Genomic DNA, 18,382 nt, shown 5'->3' with positions numbered 1-18,382 from the left:
GCATCGGATCGCTGCTCGATGCTTTCAGTCCCGCAGAATGCCGCAAATATCTCATCAATTCCGGATACGGATCAATCTGATGTCATCCGACTCTAAATCTTTCCAGTTCGGCTCTGCGTTATCTTAGCTGCCCTTTTTACAATAGATAGTTGCTTTCATTGCATATTCGAAGCGCATGAACGCAGCTATAAATTCGCAAATAAGCGCAGCGTCGATCTGAAGCTCTTCAAATGGCGACTTCAATGCGCCGCGCCCCAACTCGGCCCCGTGCCAATCTCCACGCCGAGCGGGACGCTCAGCTTCACGATCGGCTCGGCCGCGCTCTCCATCACCTGCCGGATGACCGCGCTGGCCGCTTCCACGTCGCCTTCGGGCAGTTCGAACACCAGTTCGTCATGCACTTGCAGCAGCATCCTGACGTTGGGCAGGGCCGCCGCCTCCAGCGCCGGTCCCATGCGCGCCATCGCCCGTTTGATGATGTCGGCGCTGGTCCCCTGAATCGGCGCGTTGATCGCGGCGCGTTCGGCGCCCTGCCGTTCGTGCTGGACCGATGCTTTTATGCGCGGGAACCAGGTTTTCCGGCCGAACAGCGTTTCGGTATAGCCACGCTCGCGGGCCTTCTCGATCGTTTCGTTGATATAGATGCTGATGCCGGGGAAGCGCTCATAATAGCGGCTGATCATGTCCTGCGCCTCGTCCGCGCTGATCTCCAGCCGACCGGCCAGCCCCCAGCGCGAAATGCCGTAGAGGATGGCGAAGTTGATCGTCTTCGCCCGGCCGCGCGTGTCGCGATTGACCTCGCCGAAGAGCTGCGTCGCGGTGGCGGCGTGAATGTCCTCGCCATTGGCGAAGGCTTCCTTCAGTGCAGGCACGTCGGCCATGTGGGCCGCCAGCCGCAGTTCGATCTGGCTATAGTCCGCCGCCAGGATGACATTGCCCGGTTCCGCGATGAAGGCATGGCGGATCTGCCGGCCGACTTCGGTGCGGATCGGGATATTCTGGAGGTTCGGATCGGTCGAGGACAGGCGACCGGTCTGCGCGCCGGTCAGCGAATAGCTGGTGTGGACGCGGCCTGTATCCTTGTTGATCTGCGCCTGAAGCGCGTCGGTGTAAGTGGACTTCAGCTTCGATAGCTGCCGCCATTCCAGCACTTTGCCGGCGATCGGCGCGCCTTGGGCGGCCAACTGCTCCAGGATGGTGACGTCGGTGGAGTAGGCGCCCGACTTGCCCTTCTTCCCACCCTTATACCCCATCTTGTCGAACAGGATCGCGCCCAGTTGCTGGGTGGAGCCTATGGCGAAGGGTTGCCCTGCAATCTCGTGAATCTCGGTTTCCAGCGCGGCGATGCCGGCGGTGAATTCGGCCGACAGGCGGGACAGATGCTCGCGATCGACCTTGATCCCCTGATGCTCCATGCCTGCGATCACGCCGACCAGCGGCCGGTCGACCAGTTCATAGACGCGGTTTACGCCCTCGTTGGCGACGCGCGTCTTGAACCGCTTCCACAGGCGCAGCGTCACATCGGCATCCTCGGCCGCATATTCAGTGGCGCGGGGCAGGGGGACTTCGGCGAAGCTGATCTGGCTCTTGCCGGTGCCGACCACCTCCTTGAAGCTTATACATGTATGATTGAGGTGGGTCTTCGCCGCCTCGTCCATGCCATGACCAGCCAGCGATTGCCCTGCATCCAGGTCGAAGCTCATGACGATCGTGTCATCATAGGGTGCGATCTCGATACCGTGACGGCGGAGCACGGTCAGGTCATATTTCAGATTCTGGCCGATCTTGAGGATGGAGTCATCCTCCAGCAACGGCTTCAGCTTGGCGATGACCAGCGCCTTGTCGAGCTGCTCGGGGCGTTCGGCGAACATGTCGGTGCCGCCATGGCCGACCGGGATGTAGCAGGCCTTGTTGGGGCCGGTGGCCAGGCTGACGCCGACCAGCTGGCAGGATATGGCGTCGAGCATGTCCGTCTCGGTATCGACCGCCACCAGCCCCTCGGCATAGGCGGCGGCGATCCAGCGGTCGAGCGCCTCCTCCGTCACGACGGTTTCATAGAGGCTGCGATCGATCGCCGGTTCTTCCGCAGGCGCCGGTGCGGTGGGGGCCGCAGGTGCGCTGGCCGTCGCGGTCGCTGCTACCGGGGCGGCAGCGGCTGGCCCGCCGAGGCGGTTGAGCAATGTCTTGAAGCCGTGGTGCGACAAAAATTCCTGCAAAGGCTCCTTGGGAATGCCCTTGAGCGTCAGATCGTCCAGCGGTTCGGGCAGGTCCATGCTGTCATGCAGCGCCACCAGCCGCCGCGACAGCCGGGCCATGTCGGCATGGGCGATCAGGTTTTCCTGCATCTTCGACTTCTTCATCGAAGGAGCAGCCTCCAGCGCGGCCTCCAGCGATCCATATTCGGTGATCAGCTTGGCCGCCGTCTTGGGACCGATGCCGGGGATGCCGGGGACGTTATCCACGCTGTCGCCCATCAGCGCGAGGACGTCGCCCAACTGCTCGGGCTGCACGCCGAACTTGCCGACCACATAGTCCGCGCCGCGCCGCTCATTCTTCATCGTGTCGTACATGTCGACGCCGGGCTGGATCAGCTGCATCAGATCCTTGTCGGAGCTGACGATGGTGACATGCCATCCCGCGCGCACGGCGGCCTGCGTGTAACTCGCGATGATGTCGTCGGCCTCGAACCCCGCTTCCTCGATGCACGGCAGGGAGAAGGCGCGGGTCGCGTCGCGGATCATCGGGAATTGCGGGACCAGATCCTCCGGCGCGGGCGGACGGTTCGCCTTATACTGGTCGTACATGTCGTTGCGGAAGGTGTGCGATCCCTTGTCCAGCACCACGGCCAGATGGGTGGGGCCTTCCGCTTTACCCAGTTCCTCCGCCAGCTTCCACAGCATCGTCGTATAGCCATAGACCGCGCCGACCGGCTGGCCATGCTGGTTGGTGAGCGGGGGAAGCTGATGATAGGCGCGGAAGATATAGCCGCTGCCGTCGACGAGATAGAGATGATTCTGGGTCATGGGGGAGGGGATAGCGGGTAAAGAGCGCCCCCTCCAGCCTTCAGGACCAGTCGCGCGTCAATGCCTCCGCCGTGGCGTCCATCAGACGCGGCTCGCCGCTGCCGGTCAGGGCATAGGACATGTCGCCGCGCCGCCAATAGGCGACCGATTCCGCCCCTTCCTGCACCGCGTCGGGCCGCTCGGGCGCGCGGCTGCGATCACGGAGCGCAAAGAGCGAGAAATTCTGTCCTCCTTCCGTTTTCACCGCGATCACCAGCGCCGGGCCGCGTTCGGTGGGGAAAAGCTGCACGTCGGTCACGCGCCAGTTGTCGGGCAGATGCGGCATGGCGATCTTGGTATTGAAGGCGATTTCGCGGGCGTCATATTTGGGCGTTTCCACCTGCGACACCATGGCGGCGCGCATCATGGCGATGCGGTGCGAATTGACTGCATAGTCGACATAGTCGGGTGGGCCGGAGGGGCGCAGGAAGACCATTGCCAGACCGGCGGCGGCCGCGAGCGGGGCGACCAGAGGCAGGGACCGGCGCCATCGGGGCCCGGCAGGCATCGCCTTCAACCGGGCGGCGCTGTCGAGCATCGCTTGGGGCGGGCTGTCCGGCTGCGGGGTCATCAGGCGCAGCGCGCTGCGGGTCGACAGGTCGGCCATGACCTGCGCCGCCTGATCGGGATGGCGGGACAGATGGGTTTCCACCACGAAGCGGCGGGGCAGGTCCAGCTGATCATCGACATAGGCGTCGATCTCCAGCGCGTTCACGTCATTGGTCATCTTGTCCTCCCACAATCCGCAGGCGCGGCGCTAACGTCTTCGAAGATGGCCCACTCTCTTCGCGCAGCGCGGCGCGTGCCCGCGACAGGCGCGACATCACCGTGCCGATCGGCACGCTCAGCACGTCGGCCGCCTGTTGATAACTCATCCCCTCGATCGCGGTGAGGTGCAGCACGGCGCGCTGGGCGTCGGGCAGGGCAGCAAAGCCCCGCGCAATCTCCGCCAGTCGGACATGCTCCTCCTGCTGCGGATCGATGCTGGACGTCAGACTCTCGGCAAAACGGTCGTTGCGCCGGGCTTCGGCCGCCTGTCGCCGCTTGCCCGACACGAAGACATTATGGACGATCGCCAGCAGCCACCGGGTGCGGCTGCGTTCGGGCTGATAGGTCGCCTTGCGCTCGATCGCGCGGAGCAGGGCGTCCTGCACGACATCGTCGGCATCCACATCGTCACGGGCCAGGACGCGTGCATAGCGGCGCATCGCCCGCAGGTCCGCTTCCATGTCGTGCCGGTCGTCCATCATCGTCGCTTATCCCGTGCCGGTGCGGGGCGGGCAAGCGGCAAGCAGTCGGGGCGATGGCTGACGCGGCAGAAGGCCGGCATAGGCCTGCACCACGGCGTCCAGCACATCCTCCCACCGATAGGCCGATGCCGCCTGTGCCGCCGCCTGCCGCATCGTAGCGAGCCGGTCCGGATGGCGCATCATGGCGATGGCCGCGTCGGCATAGGCCATGGCATCGGCGGGCGGCAGCAACAGGCCGGTGCGGTCGTGGTCGATCAGGGCGCTGGCGCTCGGCACATCGGCCGACAGCACCGCAAGGCCGGATGCCATCGCCTCCAGATTGACGTTGCCGAACGCTTCGGTGACGCTGGGGTTGATCAGCAGGTCGGCGCTCGCCACCGCCCGGCCCAGATCGGTGCCGCTCTGATGCCCCAGAAAGGTGGCGTTAGGGAGTCGCTGGGCCAGCCAGCCGCGCGCCGGCCCTTCGCCCACGATCAGCGGGCGGACATGATGGCCCTGCGCCCGGATCGCGGCGATCGCATCGGCAAAGATGCCAAGGCCCTTTTCCAGCACCAGCCGCCCGAAGAAGAGCGGCACGATATCGCTATCCTCATAGCCATGGGCGGCGCGGAAGGCGGGATCGCGCAAGCTGGGCGAAAAGCCATGGGGATCGATGCCCCGGCTCCAGATCGCGACCCTGTCTGCGCCATGGCGGGCCGCCATCTCGTCGCGGATCGGCGGGGTCGGCGCCAGGATCAGGTCCGCGTCGCCATAAAAGCGATTGAGGTAGCGCTCCATCGTTCCGCGCAGGAAGGACAGGCGATAATAGTCCAGATAGGTTTCGAACCGGGTATGCAGGCTGGCGACGACGGGAATGCCGCGTGACCGGCCATAATGTTGCGCCTGCCGTCCCAATCGGTCGGGGCAGGACAAATGGATGATGTCCGGCGCAAAGGCTTCCAGATCGCGCCTTACCCCGCGCGTCAGGCCGATTGCGACCCGATATTCCGGGCGGCCCGGAATGGCGAGTGAGGGCACCGACCGGACATCGCCGATCGACTGGAAAGCGGGCCAAGGCGCGGTCGGCGAATAGATGCGCACCGCCATCCCGGCCCGGTGCAGCAAATGTCCGACCAGCCGGTTGAGCGCGCGATTGGCGCCATCCTGCACGCAATCATAATTGCCGGAAAACAGGGCGACGCGGATCGGTCGGCGACCGGACCGGTCGGGGCGCAGGGGGACGATATTCTGGTCGGTCGGGAACGGGCTATGGGCATTCATGACCGGCTTACGCCTGTCGGGGGTGGTTTATTCCCTGCGAAAGCCAGCTATGGAAATAGGATGTGCGCCGCTTAACTTCGCATGTTTCCCGCGGATTCTGACATTTTGTTGCGCTGCCTTGATCCTATCGGAAAGGGGCGATGTTCAAGGTCTGGCGCGATTATGACGGTTGGAGAGGGGATAGGATAGTTATACGCCGCCGGCTTCGTCCTGCGGCGGGACGACCGGCTCCATCGGCCGCCGCACGCCCAGCGCATGGCCGATCAGCAGCACGGGCAGCAACACGCCGATCCCCACGAAGATGGCCATCAGCCGTTCGAGCGCCGGTTCCAGCCCGACGGCATCATAGCGATCGGGCACCAAAGTCACCAGCACGGCCAGCGTGAATTGCGTGCCGATATAGCGATGGGCCGGGTCGCCATTTTCCAGATGCCGGCCCAGCGTCACGCCGATCAGCGTGCCGATCAGCAGCAGCGTGGGCGATCCGTTCGCGGCGAAGAGGAAGGCGGCGGCAAAGAGCGCACCGACGCCGCAGCCGATGATCCGCTGAAGGATGCGGCGGCTGACGGGGACCAGCCCGCTATGGCCGATGCCGGTGATCGGCAGGACCATCACCGCCATGACCATGATCGCCCCCTGCGCCAGCGCGGGCAGGCGGAAAGCTGCGCCCAAAGCCACCAGCAGCGCCAGCGCGACCCCAGCCTGACAGGCGTGGCGGAAGGCGTCGCGATGCCACCGCGCGCTGGGTGGCGGCGGATTGGGCGGGGCGGGCCAGCGCCGCCGCAGGCTGAGCGTGGACAACAGGCTGACGACCAGACAGGCGGCAATGCCCGCCACCGTTTCCAATATGCGGGTCTGGACGAAATCGCGCAGCGCGATGTCGGGATGCTCCAGCTTGTCGAGCATCACCATGGCGAAGGTCAGGCCGAAGAAGAGCCAGGCATAGGAACGGCGCGAGGCGATCGCTGCATAGAGGCTGACCGTGCCCACCAGCATCATCGCCAGCGCGGCCAGCGGCCAGCCGGGCAATATGACCGGCGCCGCCGCCAGCGCCAGCCCGCCGCCCGCCACCGTGCCGACGATGCGCAGCGCCCCGCGCATCAGCGTTTCGGTCACATGGCCGCGCATCACCATATAGCCGGCAAAGGCGGCCCAGGAGACATGATGCGCGCCCAGCAGATGCGCGAACAGGATCGCCAGCAGCACCGACGCGGCGCATTCCGCCTCGTCAATCGTGCGCGGGGTCACCCGATCCAGCAGCTTTGTGCCTGATGCCATGCCTATCCCATGCCGCACGGCGAAGGCGATTGCCAGCCTGCGACGGAACAAGTGGCCGCGCCGATTATTTCCGATCCGTTTCCGGGCTGTTTGTGGGAGGGGCGGATATGAAGGCGGCGCGTATCGTGGCGGTTCTGGCAGGGTTGCTATCCATGTCTGCCCTTGCTGCGGCAAAGGAATCGACGGGGCGCGATCTCTGTGCGGATCGGCCGGGCCTCGGCACGCCAGCCTGTACGGTGGAGCCGGGGCATATGGTCTTCGAAGTCGGGCTGGGCGACTGGACGCACGAGCGCGATGCGCAGAGTCGCACCGACACGATCGAGGCGGGCGATATGCTGCTGCGGGTCGGGCTGACCGACGATCTGGAGGCGCAATGGGGCTGGAGCGCCTATGGCCATGTCCGCACGCGCGACCGGTTGAGCGGCGCGGTCGACCGGGATGATGGCGTGGGCGACATGACGCTGGCGCTGCGGCGGAACCTGCATAATCCGGACGGATCGGGCTTTTCGGTCGCGCTGATGCCCTATGCCAGCCTGCCCGTCGGGGGAAAAGCGATCGGCGCGGGGGACTGGGGCGCGGGCCTGCTGCTGCCGGTCAGTTTCGATCTGGGCCATGGCCTGTCGCTGGGCGTGACGCCGGAGGTCGATGCGGCGGTGGACGAGGATGGCGACGGCCGCCATCTGGCCTTTGGCAGCGTCATCGGGCTGGACGTGGCGCTGGGCGATACCCTGTCGGCGACGATCGAAACCTCGTTGATGCGGGATGATGATCCTGGCGACCATGAAACGCAGGCACTGGGCGGGCTGGCGCTGGCCTGGCAGCCGACCGACGCCATGCAGTTCGACATCGGCGTTGCGACCGGCCTGAACAGCGCCAGTCCGGACAGTGAAGTCTATCTGGGACTGGCGCGGCGTTTTTAGAGCATGAGGTTATAACCATAACCCGTTCGCCCTGAGCCTGTCGAAGGGCGCGTAAGGTTCGTTCCTATCGCGCGTGCTTCGACAAGCTCAGCACGAACGGAGTAAGTTAAAGCATGTTGCGCCAGTGCACGTCGCTAAACCAGCCCGCTTCATCACCGTTCGTGGTTGGCCGCGACCGCCTTGGCCACGCCCTGCATCAGCGCCCAGCGTTCGGGGATCGACACGGTGGTCGATCCGATCATCACCGCGACCGCATAGCTGGTGCCATCGGGCGCGGTCATGATGCCGATATCGTTGAAACCGGTGGAGCGCGGCGGCAGATCCTGCCCGGTGCCGGTCTTGTGCAGATAGGACCAGCCCGGCGGCACGCCGCCCTTGATCCGCTGCGGCCCGGTCTTGGCTTCCGACATGATCGACAGCAACAGGCGGGACGAGGCGCTGGACAGCATTTCATTCTGCTTCAGCTTCGCCAGCGCCTGCACGATCGAGGCGGGGGCCGCGCCGTCTGGCGGATTGGCCAGATAATTGTCGAGCGCCTTCACTCGCACTGCCATCGGCAGCTTGGCGCGGGCGGCGTAGAAATTGCGGCCGATCGAATAATCCTGTCGCCAGTCCATGCCCGCCGTCGCCGACTGCAACAGCCGTTCGCCGGGGCCAAAGCGGATATCCTTGATCATCCGCCGGGCCAGGAAGCCGCGCACCGCATCCGGCCCGCCGACCGCGCGCAGCAGCGTGTCGTTGGCGGTATTGTCGCTCTGCGTCATCGCCCGGCGCATCAGGTCGGAATAGCTGCTGGTCCAGCCGCCATTTTGCGCGACCAGCGCGGCGGTCGGCTGATGGAACAGGGTCAGGTCGTTGCGGGTGATGGTGGTCGTGTCGGCCAGCCGCAGCTTGCCCCGGTCGACCGCGTCGAGGAAGGTCATCGACACCCAGAGCTTGGACACGCTCTGCTGCGGGAACAGGGCGTTGCCATTCCAGGCGACGGTCCAGTCGGAGCCGATGCGGCGGACGGCGATGCCCACCTTGCCCCGGAAGCTCTGCCCCAGATTGCGCACGACATTGACCAGCGCGGGCGGCGGCGCCTCATGCTGGTCGACGGCCTGATAGGGCAAGGGCGGGTTGACGACCGGGCGGATCGGCCAGGTGTTGGTCGTGGGCTGCGGGCGGCCGGGCAATGGCTTTTGCGGTGATGCGGCAGCGGCCTCCGCCCGGCGCGGTTCGGGCGCACCCACGCAGGCGGACAATGCCGCCATCAACAGGACCAGGCGCGCCGATCCGCCCCGGCTTTTATTCGATGTCATCCGCGTCCCCGCACTCTTTACAGGCCATAAGGCGCGGCCTGCCCCATATCCGGCAAGGTCCGTGCGACGAATGATTCCACAAATGCGATATAAGGAGGATGAATGCCGCAACCTACCGGATCGGGCAGGACGTGCGCTCAGTTGCGGTTCAGCGGCGGACGGGCAATAGCGGCGGCATGATCGGGATGATGGACAGACGGGCATGGCTGCTGGGTGCAGCGGCGGCAGGGATGATGGCGGGTGGTGGCGTGGCATCGGCCGCGCCCTTTGCATCGCGCAGGATCGCCGTGACGGTGCGGGGCCAAGGGCGTGATGTTCTGCTGGTCCCCGGTCTGGCGAGCGGACCGGGCATCTGGAACGGGGTGGTCGGAGCCTTGCCGGGCTATCGCTATCATCTGGTCCATGTGCGTGGTTTTGCAGGCCTTGCGCCGGAGGCCAACGCCAGCGGCACGCTGTTGCAACCGATCGCCGATGAAATTGCCCGCTATGTGCAGGGCGCCGGGCTGAAGCGTCCGGCGATCGTCGGCCATTCCATGGGCGGCACGCTGGCGCTGCTGCTGGGGCTGAAGGGGCTGGCGGGCCGGGTCATGGTGGTCGACATGCTGCCGGCCGGTGCGGCGATGGTCTGCGGCACGGCGAGCGGCATGGGCTTTCTGGCCGATCAGTTGAGCGGCTATCTGACCGGGACGGCGGCGGGGCGGCGCTATCTGGCGCAGATGGTCGGGCAAATGCCTGGCGCGCAGGGCAGCGATCCCGACGTCATCGCCAATGCGCTGCGCGATCTGGCGAACACCGATCTTGGCCCGCAATTGCCGCGCCTCGCCGTGCCGCTGGAGGTGGTCTATGCGGTCGGATCGGACATGCAGCAGGCCGCCGCGATCACCAGCCGCTTCCGCACCGACTATGCCGGCAAGAAGGATGCGCGGTTGAAGGCGATCGGCCCCAGCGGCCATCTGGTGATGGCGGACCAGCCCGCCCGCTTCACCGCGACGCTCAGGGATTTTCTGACCATTTGACGCCGGTCAAAGCGGGCGCGGGAGAGGGCGGATAGGGAAGAGATCCCGGATGCGCTTGCAGCGCGTCCCTCCTCCACCTCATGGCGCGGCGTCCACTACCCCGGACGACCGCGCCGTTTTTTATGGCGCCAGCACCGTGTCCACCGCCCGGTCCAGCGTTTCGGGATAGTCGAGCGTGTAATGGAGGCCCCGGCTTTCCTTGCGGTGGAGGGCGGAGCGGACGACGAGGCGGGCGACTTCCAGCAGGTTGCGCAATTCGATCAGGTCGGGCGTGACGCGGAAATTGCCGTAATATTCGTCCACTTCCTTCGCCAGCAGGTCGATGCGGTGCTGGGCGCGCTCCAGCCGTTTGGTGGTGCGGACGATGCCGACATAGTCCCACATGAAACGGCGGATTTCCTTCCAATTATGCTGGACGATGACCTCTTCGTCGCCATTGGTGACGCGGCTTTCGTCCCATGGCCGGATCGGCGGCGGCGGGGGCAACTCGTCCCAATGCGCCCGGATATGCTTGGCCGCCGCCTCGCCGAAGACGAAACATTCGAGCAGCGAGTTGGACGCCAGACGGTTCGCGCCGTGCAGGCCGCTTTCGCTGACTTCGCCGGCGGCATAGAGGCCGGGCAGGTCGGTGCGGCCGTCCAGATCGATCACCACGCCGCCGCAGGTATAATGTTGCGCGGGGACGACCGGGATAGGCTCCCTGGTGATGTCGATGTCGAGGTCCAGCAGGCGCGCATAGATGGTCGGGAAGTGGTGCTTCACGAATTCCGGGTCTTTATGGCTGATGTCCAGATGGACATAGTCCAGCCCCAGGCGCTTGATTTCATGGTCGATGGCGCGGGCCACCACGTCGCGCGGGGCGAGTTCGCCACGGGCGTCGAAGCGGGGCATGAAGCGCTCGCCGCCGCCGGCCACGCCGGGGGGCAGTTTCAGATGGCCGCCTTCGCCGCGCACCGCTTCGGTGATCAGGAAATTCTTGACCTCCAGATCATAGAGGCAGGTCGGGTGGAACTGGTTCATCTCCATGTTCGACACGCGGCAGCCCGCGCGCCAGGCCATGGCGATGCCGTCGCCGGTCGCGCCGCGCGGCGCGGTGGAGAAGAGATAGGTGCGGCCCGCCCCGCCGGTGCACAGGATCGTCGCGCGGCCCAGAATCGCGTCGACATGGCCGGTCGCCCGGTTGAAGGCATAGACGCCCCAGACATGGCCGTCGCCCGAATAGCGCTCCCCATGGCGGGAGGTGATCAGGTCGATCGCGACCATATCCTCCATCAGGGTGATGTTAGGATTGGCGCGGGCGGCCTTCAGCAGCGCGACCTGTACCGCATGGCCGGTGGCGTCATCGACATGGACGATGCGGCGGTGGCTATGGCCGCCCTCGCGGGTCAGGTGCCAGCGTTCGCCGAATTCTTCGCCGCCGTTGAAGGGCACGCCCAGATCGGCGAGCCGGTCGATCGCGGCGGGGGCTTCGGAGACGACGAATTCCACCGTTTCCAGATTGTTGAGGCCCGCGCCCGCGACCATCGTGTCATGGACATGTGCCTCGAAACTGTCACCCGCGTCGAGTACGGCGGCAATGCCGCCCTGCGCCCAGTTGGTCGACCCGCCATCCAGCGCGCCCTTGGCCAGCACCAGCACCTTGCGATCCTGCGCGAGGTTGATGGCGGCCGTCAGCCCCGCCGCGCCGGAACCAATGATGACGATGTCGTGGGTGGTGGTGGGCATCTGCGTTCTTGCTGCTTCTTACTTACTCCCCTCCCGCAGGCGGGAGGGGTTGGGGGTGGGCTTGCGCAAGGGTGGTTTTGATGTGCGACACCACGCCTTCAAGGTTTGTCATCACATCGTCATTGGAAATACGCAAGATTTGGAAGCCAAGCGAACGGCAGCATGCATCGCGTCGACTGTCATGGCTGACGTTCTGATAGTGGCTTGTGCCGTCAAGTTCGATGATGAACTTCCGCTCCCGGCACAGGAAGTCGGCGAAATAAGGACCGACTGGCATTTGACGGCTGAACTTCTGTCCCAGCTTTCGCCCCTTCAGGCACTGGCATAGCAATTGCTCAGGCGTGGTGACGCTGCTGCGTAATTCTTTTGCGCGAGCGGTCGCGCGTTGTTTGAAAGGTTGCGCTGGCCCACCCCCCGATCGGGGTAAACAGCGCCCCGCGCTGTTTAGGGCAATTTGGGGGATTGCCCGACCCCGATCGCCCCTCCCGTCAACGGGAGGGGGAACAGGTGGCGCTTCATCTCTCACTCAGCCGCCGCGGTCAGGTTGAGGAATACATCCTCCAGATCGGGGTCGCGCGTGACCACGTCGACGATGGCAAGGCCGCTCGCCTGCACGGCGCTGAGCACCTGGCCGGCATTGGCGCGGTCCTTCATATAGGTGATGGTCAGCGTGCGTTCGCCCGACAGTTCGACCTTTTCGAAACAGGGCGCGTCGGGGGCTACCGTCACGTCGCGGTCGACCGTGACCTGCACCACCTTTTCCTGCGCCATCGCGAGCAATTCGCGGGTCGGCTTGTCGGTGATGACCTGCCCATGGTTGATGATGCCGATACGGTCGCACAATTGCTCGGCTTCCTCCAGATAATGGGTGGTCAGCACGATCGTCACGCCCAGGGCATTCAATTCACGCACATATTGCCACAATTGCTGGCGCAGTTGCACGTCGACGCCGGCGGTCGGCTCGTCCAGCACCAGGATCGGCGGGCTGTGCACCATCGCCTTGGCCACCAGCAGGCGGCGCTTCATGCCGCCCGATAGCGTGCGGGCATAGGCGTTCGCCTTGTCGTCCAGATGGACCGCGCGCAGCAACTCCATCGACCGGCGCCTGTCCTTGGGCACGCCATAGAAGCCGGCGGTATTCTCCAGCGTCTCGAACGGGGTGAAGAAGGGGTCGAAGACGATTTCCTGCGGCACGATGCCGATGCTGTTCTTCGCATTGCGCGGGTGCGCGTCGATATCGAAGCCCCAGATGCTGACATCGCCGGCCGTCTTGTTCACCATGCCGGCCAGAATGTTGATCGTGGTCGACTTGCCGGCGCCATTGGGGCCGAGCAGCCCGTAAATCTGGCCGCGTGGGATAGTGAGATTGATCCCGTCGAGCGCGCGCTTGCCGCCCTTATAGACTTTGGTGAGGTTGCGGATCTCGATTGCGGCTTGCGGTGCGTCGGTCATGGCTGATCTCTATGGGGATCGTAGCGGGGGAAAGAAAGGGGGGATGTCCTCGTGGCGATATGACTGACAAAGTTCAGGATGTCGTCGGCTTACTTTGTAATCGGGATATGCTTGCGAATAGAATTGGGTGCAGAAAATCGAGATTAATGGATATTTCAGTTTAAAAATGAAATAAAGTATGCTTCATTCAGGAAGAGGATCTTTTCCTTCGAATACTAGTCCAGCATTTATGATGGTAACGCCTAGCTGATCCAAGTTCTTGTAGCCTTCCGATAGCTCTTGCAGTTCCAGCGTGCGGCTTGTGTCTTCTCCCTTTCGTGGCTTCCGTTTCAAAACATATTCTTCATCGGGACCGATTCCGGCCCAGAATCCATGGACTATGTCGTTACGAAGTTGGCGGAGTGGGACGTGTGCGATTATTATTTTATGAAGATAGGGGGTTGTATCATGATCTGGGCCAAGGTCGTGTATGGTCTTGCGTATTTCTATTTCATAAGAAGAAATTTGACTGTCTAGTAGATTGTCTCGCAGATTTACATAATCTACTTGGCGTATGCGCGAAAGCATGCCAGCTAGCATTCGTTCATGCTTAGCCCACGTCATGACAAATTGTCCAATCAAGAAAGGGACGGTAATCATGCGTGTTTGAGCTTTTGGTATTCCGGGCAATATTTCTGAAAATATGCGATCAATCATAAAATTAATCCTAAATTTATTAATTTTATCTGTGAAATTCACCGCATTATTTTGGTGATTAGGCAGTTTTCGAATGCTTATTTTCTTAATGGTGTGCCAAAATAAGTTAAAACTGATCGGCGATATCCATCAGGCCCAGCAGCTTCTTCGGCGCGATCTGGCGCCAGCTGGCGCGGAGGCGGTTGGCGATATGGTCCCAGTCGGTGTCGCCCAGATCGAGGCGGATGCCGACCCAGTCGGTGCCGAAATAGGCGGGGCGGTAATAGCGTTCCGGGTCCGCTTCCATCAGCGTCGCCTGTTCCTCCGGCGCGGTGGTTTTCACCAGCACGGCGATGATGCCGTCGCCATGATGATCGCGGGTGAAATAGGCGAATTTCTTGCCCTTCATGACGCCGAAACAGGGCATGCCGTGCGAGACGATCTCGTCCGCCTGCGGCAAGGCGAGCGCGGCTTCGCGGACCTTGTTCAGCAGCCAGTCGGGCTGGCGTTCGCGGGTGACGAAGCTGGCGAGGGTGCGGGAATAAAGCTGATGCTCGGCGATGAGGATGCGGGCAGCGAGGCTGCTTTCGGTGTCGCCGGGCAGGATCGCCACCGGGGTCTGGCCCAGGACCGGGCCGTCGTCCAGTTCGGCGGTGACGATATGCACCGAGCAGCCGGCATGGCTGTCCCCTGCGTCGATCGCGCGCTGGTGGGTGTCGAGGCCTTTGTATTTGGGCAGCAGGCTGGGGTGGATGTTGAGCATCCGACCTTCCCAGCCCGACACGAACTCCGGCGAGAGCAGGCGCATATAGCCGGCGAGCGCAACATAATGGGCGCCGGCGTCGCGTAGCTGCGCGTCGATGATGCGGTCGAACTCGGCGCGTTTGAGGCCCTTGTGGCTCTGGCCGAAGGTCGCGATGCCTTCTGCGGCGGCAAGGGCGAGGCCCGGCGCGTCGGGATCGTTGGCGGCGACCAGCACGATCTCATAGGGGCAATCGGCGGCCTTGGCTGCGTAGAGCAGGGCCGCCATGTTCGAGCCACGGCCGGAAATCAGGACGCCGACTTTTGCTTTGGCCATTTCAAAACTCCGTTCGGGCTGAGCCTGTCGAAGCCCTGCTCTTTCTATAAAGAGAAGTACGGCCCTTCGACAGGCTCAGGGCGAACGGAAAATTTTGATTGCTTACCCCAGATGCGTGGCGGACCAGTCCGCCTTGGCGCTCCAGGTCTCGGCGCTGCCCTTGACGGTGCATCCCTTTTCGCCTTCTTCCACCGCGCCGATGCGGAACACGGTTTCGCCCGCATCCTCCAGCGATTTCGTCACGGCGGCGACATGCGCCTCGTCCACGGCCAGCACCATGCCGACGCCGCAGTTGAAGGTGCGCGCCATTTCTTCCGGCTCGATATGGCCCTGCGCCTGGAGGAAGGCCATCAGGCGGGGTTGTTCCCACGCATCGGCGTCGACCGTGGCATGGGCGCCTTCGGGCAGGACGCGGGGGATGTTTTCCAGCAGGCCGCCGCCGGTGATGTGGGCCAGCGCATTGATCATGCCAGCGCGGACCAGCGGCAGCAGGCTCTTCACGTAAATCTTGGTCGGCGCCATCAGCGCGTCGATCAGCAGCACTTCATTGTCGAAGATCGCCGGGCGATCGAGCTTCCAGCCCTTGTCGGCGGCGAGGCGGCGAACCAACGAGAAGCCGTTCGAATGCACGCCCGAAGAGGCGAGGCCGATGAGGACGTCGCCGGCCTTCACCCGGTTGCCGGTCAGCGCCTTGCTGCGTTCCACCGCGCCGACGCAGAAGCCGGCAAGATCATAGTCGCCCGGACCGTACATGCCCGGCATTTCGGCGGTTTCGCCACCGATCAGCGCGCAGCCGGCCATGCGGCAGCCTTCCGCGATGCCGGCGATGACGCGCTCGGCCACGCCCGACTCCAGCTTGCCGGTGGCATAATAGTCGAGGAAGAAGAGGGGTTCTGCGCCCTGCACGATCAGGTCGTTGGCGCACATGGCGACCAGGTCGATGCCTACGCCGTCATGGCGATCATGGTCGATCGCCAGCTTCAGCTTGGTGCCGACGCCGTCATTGGCGGCGACCAGCAGCGGGTCGTCATAGCCCGCGGCCTTCAGGTCAAAAAAGCCGCCAAAACCGCCCAGTTCGGCGTCGGCGCCGGGGCGGCGGGTGGCCTTGGCCAGGGGCGCAATGGCGCGGACAAGGGCGTTGCCGGCGGCGATGTCGACGCCAGCCTTGGCGTAGCTGTAGGATTCGTTGTCGCTCATGAGGCTGCGCTCTACGGTCGAAACGGCGCTATGTCGAGTTTTGCACCGCCATAACCCATATCTCCGTTCGCCCTGAGCCTGTCGAAGGGCCGTTCTGCCTTATCCGGCCTCATCCAAAAGAAAGGGCGGGGCTTCGACAGGCTCAGCCCGAACGGGGAAAGGGGATGCCGGGTGCACCTATTGCCAACACGGACTCTTAGCTGGGGATAAGTCTCGCCTTGGCGCTTGGCATCACGGGCAAATCCCGCCAAAAGGGCGCCCGTGAGCCTGAGCCAGTCCCTTTTCCGCCCCGCAGCCGTCCTGCGCCTGCTCTCGCGGCCCGTCCAGATCCTGTTCGCCATCGCGCTGGGCCTCGCCGCTGCGGCGCTGTTCGCGCAGATGGAGGGGGAGCGGGGCGTGCCGCCGATCGCCAGCGGCGGCGATTTCGAGGTGCGCGGGGTAAAGGTCGACGTCTATGCCAAGGATGCCGACAGCGCGCGTTATGCCGGCTGGCGCATGGCGCAGCGGAAGGCCTGGCGGATGCTGTGGACCCGCACCCATGGCGGAGGCGGCGCCCCGGCTCTGTCCGATTCGCAACTTGAGGCGATGATCTCCGGCATCGAGGTCGAATATGAGCAGAATGGCCCCAATCGCTATGTCGCGACGCTGGGCATATTGTTCGATCGCGCACGGACCGGGCAGTTGCTGGGCGTGTCCGGCAATGTGATGCGGTCGCCGCCTTTGCTGGTGATCCCGGTGCTATGGGATGGCGGATCGGCCGTATCCTATGAGCGGATCAATGAGTGGCAGAAGGCCTGGGCGCGATACCGCACCGGGGACAGCGCGATCGATTATGTGCGCGTGGCCGGATCGATCGCCGATCCGATCCTGCTGAACGCGGGCCAGACCGGGCGGCGCGGGCGCCTTTGGTGGCGCGTGCTGCTCGACCAATATGGCGCCGCCGACGTGGTGATCCCGATCGCACGGCTGGACCGGGCCTATCCGGGCGGTCCCGTCACCGGCACCTTCACCGCCCGCTATGGCCCGGACAACAGTCTGATCGGCAGCGTGACGCTGCGCGCGTCGAACGACAGCGGCATCGCCCAGATGATGGACGAGGGCGCGCGGCGCATTGACGAGCTTTATATCCGTGCGCTCAATGACGGCCGCCTGCGCCCCGACCCGTCGCTGATCATCGAGGAGCCGGTCGATCCCGACGCGCTGGCGATCGAGAATGCGGCCGACACGCCGATCGAGGCGCTGGACGTGCCAGTCACGCCCACTGCGGGCACGACCAGCTTCACCATCCAGTTCGATACGCCCGATGTCGGATCGGTGGGGGCAGGCGAATCGACGCTGCGCTCCATCCCTGGCGTCCGGTCGGCTGCGACCAGCAGCCTGGCGCTGGGCGGCACGTCGGTCATGCAGGTCAGCTTCGATGGCACGGTGGAGATGCTGCGCGCCGGGTTGCAGGCACGCGGCTATAATGTCGCCGCATCCGGCACCACGCTGCGCATTACGCGCCGGCAGGCATCCCCGCCGCCGCAATGAGCCAGATCAGCCTGCCTTTCGACTGGCATGGTGGGGCCGGGGCAGGGGATTTCCTGGTCAGTGACGCCAACCGCCTTGCCGTCGCGCATCTGGAGCGCTGGCGTGACTGGCCGCTGTCGGTCAGCGTGCTGACCGGGCCGCCGCTATCGGGCCGGTCGACGCTGGCCTGGCATTTCGCGCAGATGAGCGGGGGCGAGATCATCGACGATGCGCAGGGGCAGGACGAACATCGCCTGTTCCACGCCTGGAACGAGGCGCAGACCGAAAGGCGCCCGCTGCTGATGATCGGCCGGACGGCGCCCGCCAACTGGACCGTGGCCCTGCCCGACCTGCGGTCGCGTCTGGCCGCCGCGCCGCATGTGGCGATCGAGGAGCCGGACGAGGCGCTGGCCCGTGCGCTGATCTGCCGCGCGTTCGACCTGGCCGGGGCCAATTATGCGCCCGATGTGCCCGACTGGCTGCTGCGCCGGGTCGAGCATCGTTATGGCGCCATCGCGGAGGTAACGCAGTTGCTCGACCGGGCGGCGCTGTCATCTGGCCGTAAGATTTCGGTCGCAATGGCGAAAGAGGCCCTGCAATCCGCAGGTTTTTTGCCTATAGTCCCGCCCGATCCATCCACCGACCAGCGCGAGTAATCC

The 18,382-nt window shown here is 64.5% G+C and carries 16 protein-coding genes; 4 read left to right on the top strand and 12 right to left on the bottom strand.

All coding sequences use genetic code 11. The features are described 5' to 3' along the window. Positions 1–239: 239 nt before the first annotated feature. From polA to BMX92_RS23070, 5 genes are all read right to left on the bottom strand, one after another. On the bottom strand, positions 240–3,023 hold the full coding sequence (polA, locus tag BMX92_RS23090; protein WP_093020936.1) for a DNA polymerase I: 2,784 nt from the start codon (positions 3,021–3,023) through the stop codon (positions 240–242). A 40-nt stretch (positions 3,024–3,063) separates the two neighbouring features. Next, complete coding sequence (locus tag BMX92_RS23085) at positions 3,064–3,789, bottom strand: anti-sigma factor family protein (RefSeq protein ID WP_093020934.1); 726 nt, start codon at positions 3,787–3,789, stop codon at positions 3,064–3,066. Then, positions 3,779–4,312, bottom strand: coding sequence for a sigma-70 family RNA polymerase sigma factor (locus tag BMX92_RS23080; RefSeq protein WP_256213569.1), 534 nt, complete (start codon positions 4,310–4,312; stop codon positions 3,779–3,781). Before BMX92_RS23080 ends, BMX92_RS23085 begins: the two co-directional genes overlap by 11 nt. A 6-nt stretch (positions 4,313–4,318) precedes the next feature. Continuing rightward, the gene (locus BMX92_RS23075; protein ID WP_093020932.1) at positions 4,319–5,572 is read right to left on the bottom strand and encodes a glycosyltransferase family 4 protein; all 1,254 of its coding nucleotides are present in this window, start codon (positions 5,570–5,572) and stop codon (positions 4,319–4,321) included. A 189-nt stretch (positions 5,573–5,761) separates the two neighbouring features. Beyond that, positions 5,762–6,850: an FUSC family protein gene (locus tag BMX92_RS23070; protein WP_093020930.1), complete on the bottom strand. Its 1,089-nt coding sequence runs from the start codon at positions 6,848–6,850 to the stop codon at positions 5,762–5,764. 107 nt (positions 6,851–6,957) lie between these two features. On the opposite strand from BMX92_RS23070, the gene BMX92_RS23065 reads away from it, so the two are divergent. Then, positions 6,958–7,770: a transporter gene (locus BMX92_RS23065; protein WP_177185216.1), complete on the top strand. Its 813-nt coding sequence runs from the start codon at positions 6,958–6,960 to the stop codon at positions 7,768–7,770. A gap of 152 nt (positions 7,771–7,922) precedes the next feature. Here BMX92_RS23065 and BMX92_RS23060 read toward each other — a convergent pair whose 3' ends face one another. Beyond that, positions 7,923–9,071 carry a serine hydrolase gene (locus BMX92_RS23060; RefSeq protein WP_093020929.1) on the bottom strand — a complete coding sequence of 383 codons (1,149 nt, stop codon included), beginning with the start codon at positions 9,069–9,071 and terminating at the stop codon, positions 7,923–7,925. A gap of 185 nt (positions 9,072–9,256) precedes the next feature. Between BMX92_RS23060 and BMX92_RS23055 the strand changes: the two genes are divergently transcribed. Beyond that, complete coding sequence (locus BMX92_RS23055; protein WP_093020940.1) at positions 9,257–10,087, top strand: alpha/beta fold hydrolase; 831 nt, start codon at positions 9,257–9,259, stop codon at positions 10,085–10,087. 120 nt (positions 10,088–10,207) lie between these two features. Here BMX92_RS23055 and nadB read toward each other — a convergent pair whose 3' ends face one another. From nadB to purM, 6 genes are all read right to left on the bottom strand, one after another. Next, positions 10,208–11,812, bottom strand: coding sequence for an L-aspartate oxidase (gene nadB / locus BMX92_RS23050; RefSeq protein WP_093020927.1), 1,605 nt, complete (start codon positions 11,810–11,812; stop codon positions 10,208–10,210). A 22-nt stretch (positions 11,813–11,834) separates the two neighbouring features. Further along, positions 11,835–12,338: an endonuclease domain-containing protein gene (locus BMX92_RS23045; RefSeq protein WP_256213568.1), complete on the bottom strand. Its 504-nt coding sequence runs from the start codon at positions 12,336–12,338 to the stop codon at positions 11,835–11,837. Next, positions 12,335–13,264, bottom strand: coding sequence for an ABC transporter ATP-binding protein (locus tag BMX92_RS23040; RefSeq protein ID WP_093020925.1), 930 nt, complete (start codon positions 13,262–13,264; stop codon positions 12,335–12,337). Before BMX92_RS23040 ends, BMX92_RS23045 begins: the two co-directional genes overlap by 4 nt. 183 nt (positions 13,265–13,447) lie before the next feature. Further along, positions 13,448–13,960, bottom strand: coding sequence for a hypothetical protein (locus BMX92_RS27060; protein WP_143066855.1), 513 nt, complete (start codon positions 13,958–13,960; stop codon positions 13,448–13,450). A 106-nt stretch (positions 13,961–14,066) separates the two neighbouring features. After that, complete coding sequence (purN, locus tag BMX92_RS23035; RefSeq protein ID WP_093020923.1) at positions 14,067–15,017, bottom strand: phosphoribosylglycinamide formyltransferase; 951 nt, start codon at positions 15,015–15,017, stop codon at positions 14,067–14,069. Between the two features lie 102 nt (positions 15,018–15,119). Beyond that, positions 15,120–16,214 (bottom strand): phosphoribosylformylglycinamidine cyclo-ligase, encoded by a 1,095-nt coding sequence (gene purM, locus BMX92_RS23030; RefSeq protein ID WP_093020921.1) that lies wholly within the window; start codon positions 16,212–16,214, stop codon positions 15,120–15,122. A 261-nt stretch (positions 16,215–16,475) separates the two neighbouring features. Between purM and BMX92_RS23025 the strand changes: the two genes are divergently transcribed. Both BMX92_RS23025 and BMX92_RS23020 read left to right on the top strand, forming a co-directional pair. Continuing rightward, positions 16,476–17,744, top strand: coding sequence for a hypothetical protein (locus BMX92_RS23025; RefSeq protein WP_093020919.1), 1,269 nt, complete (start codon positions 16,476–16,478; stop codon positions 17,742–17,744). Continuing rightward, a complete protein-coding gene (locus BMX92_RS23020) occupies positions 17,741–18,379 on the top strand; it encodes a chromosomal replication initiator DnaA (protein WP_093020917.1) in 639 nt (212 codons plus the stop codon). The genes BMX92_RS23025 and BMX92_RS23020 overlap by 4 nt, the downstream gene beginning before the upstream one ends. The last annotated feature ends 3 nt before the right edge of the window (positions 18,380–18,382 follow it).

Source organism: Sphingobium sp. YR768 (assembly GCF_900111125.1).
Classification (GTDB): Bacteria; Pseudomonadota; Alphaproteobacteria; order Sphingomonadales; family Sphingomonadaceae; genus Sphingobium.
The sequence above is the reverse complement of the archived record's forward strand: the minus strand, read 5'-3'. Positions and strand labels throughout refer to the sequence as shown.

What these genes read in the sequence shown, in the direction of transcription:
- nadB (WP_093020927.1), bottom strand. Translation starts at nt 11,812, where the DNA reads ATGCCCACCACCACCCACGACATCGTCATCATTGGTTCCGGCGCGGCG.
- BMX92_RS23040 (WP_093020925.1), bottom strand. Translation starts at nt 13,264, where the DNA reads ATGACCGACGCACCGCAAGCCGCAATCGAGATCCGCAACCTCACCAAA.
- polA (WP_093020936.1), bottom strand. Translation starts at nt 3,023, where the DNA reads ATGACCCAGAATCATCTCTATCTCGTCGACGGCAGCGGCTATATCTTC.
- BMX92_RS23060 (WP_093020929.1), bottom strand. Translation starts at nt 9,071, where the DNA reads ATGACATCGAATAAAAGCCGGGGCGGATCGGCGCGCCTGGTCCTGTTG.
- BMX92_RS23020 (WP_093020917.1), top strand. Translation starts at nt 17,741, where the DNA reads ATGAGCCAGATCAGCCTGCCTTTCGACTGGCATGGTGGGGCCGGGGCA.
- BMX92_RS27060 (WP_143066855.1), bottom strand. Translation starts at nt 13,960, where the DNA reads ATGATTGATCGCATATTTTCAGAAATATTGCCCGGAATACCAAAAGCT.
- purM (WP_093020921.1), bottom strand. Translation starts at nt 16,214, where the DNA reads ATGAGCGACAACGAATCCTACAGCTACGCCAAGGCTGGCGTCGACATC.
- BMX92_RS23080 (WP_256213569.1), bottom strand. Translation starts at nt 4,312, where the DNA reads ATGATGGACGACCGGCACGACATGGAAGCGGACCTGCGGGCGATGCGC.
- BMX92_RS23055 (WP_093020940.1), top strand. Translation starts at nt 9,257, where the DNA reads ATGATGGACAGACGGGCATGGCTGCTGGGTGCAGCGGCGGCAGGGATG.
- BMX92_RS23085 (WP_093020934.1), bottom strand. Translation starts at nt 3,789, where the DNA reads ATGACCAATGACGTGAACGCGCTGGAGATCGACGCCTATGTCGATGAT.
- BMX92_RS23065 (WP_177185216.1), top strand. Translation starts at nt 6,958, where the DNA reads ATGAAGGCGGCGCGTATCGTGGCGGTTCTGGCAGGGTTGCTATCCATG.
- BMX92_RS23075 (WP_093020932.1), bottom strand. Translation starts at nt 5,572, where the DNA reads ATGAATGCCCATAGCCCGTTCCCGACCGACCAGAATATCGTCCCCCTG.
- BMX92_RS23070 (WP_093020930.1), bottom strand. Translation starts at nt 6,850, where the DNA reads ATGGCATCAGGCACAAAGCTGCTGGATCGGGTGACCCCGCGCACGATT.
- purN (WP_093020923.1), bottom strand. Translation starts at nt 15,017, where the DNA reads ATGGCCAAAGCAAAAGTCGGCGTCCTGATTTCCGGCCGTGGCTCGAAC.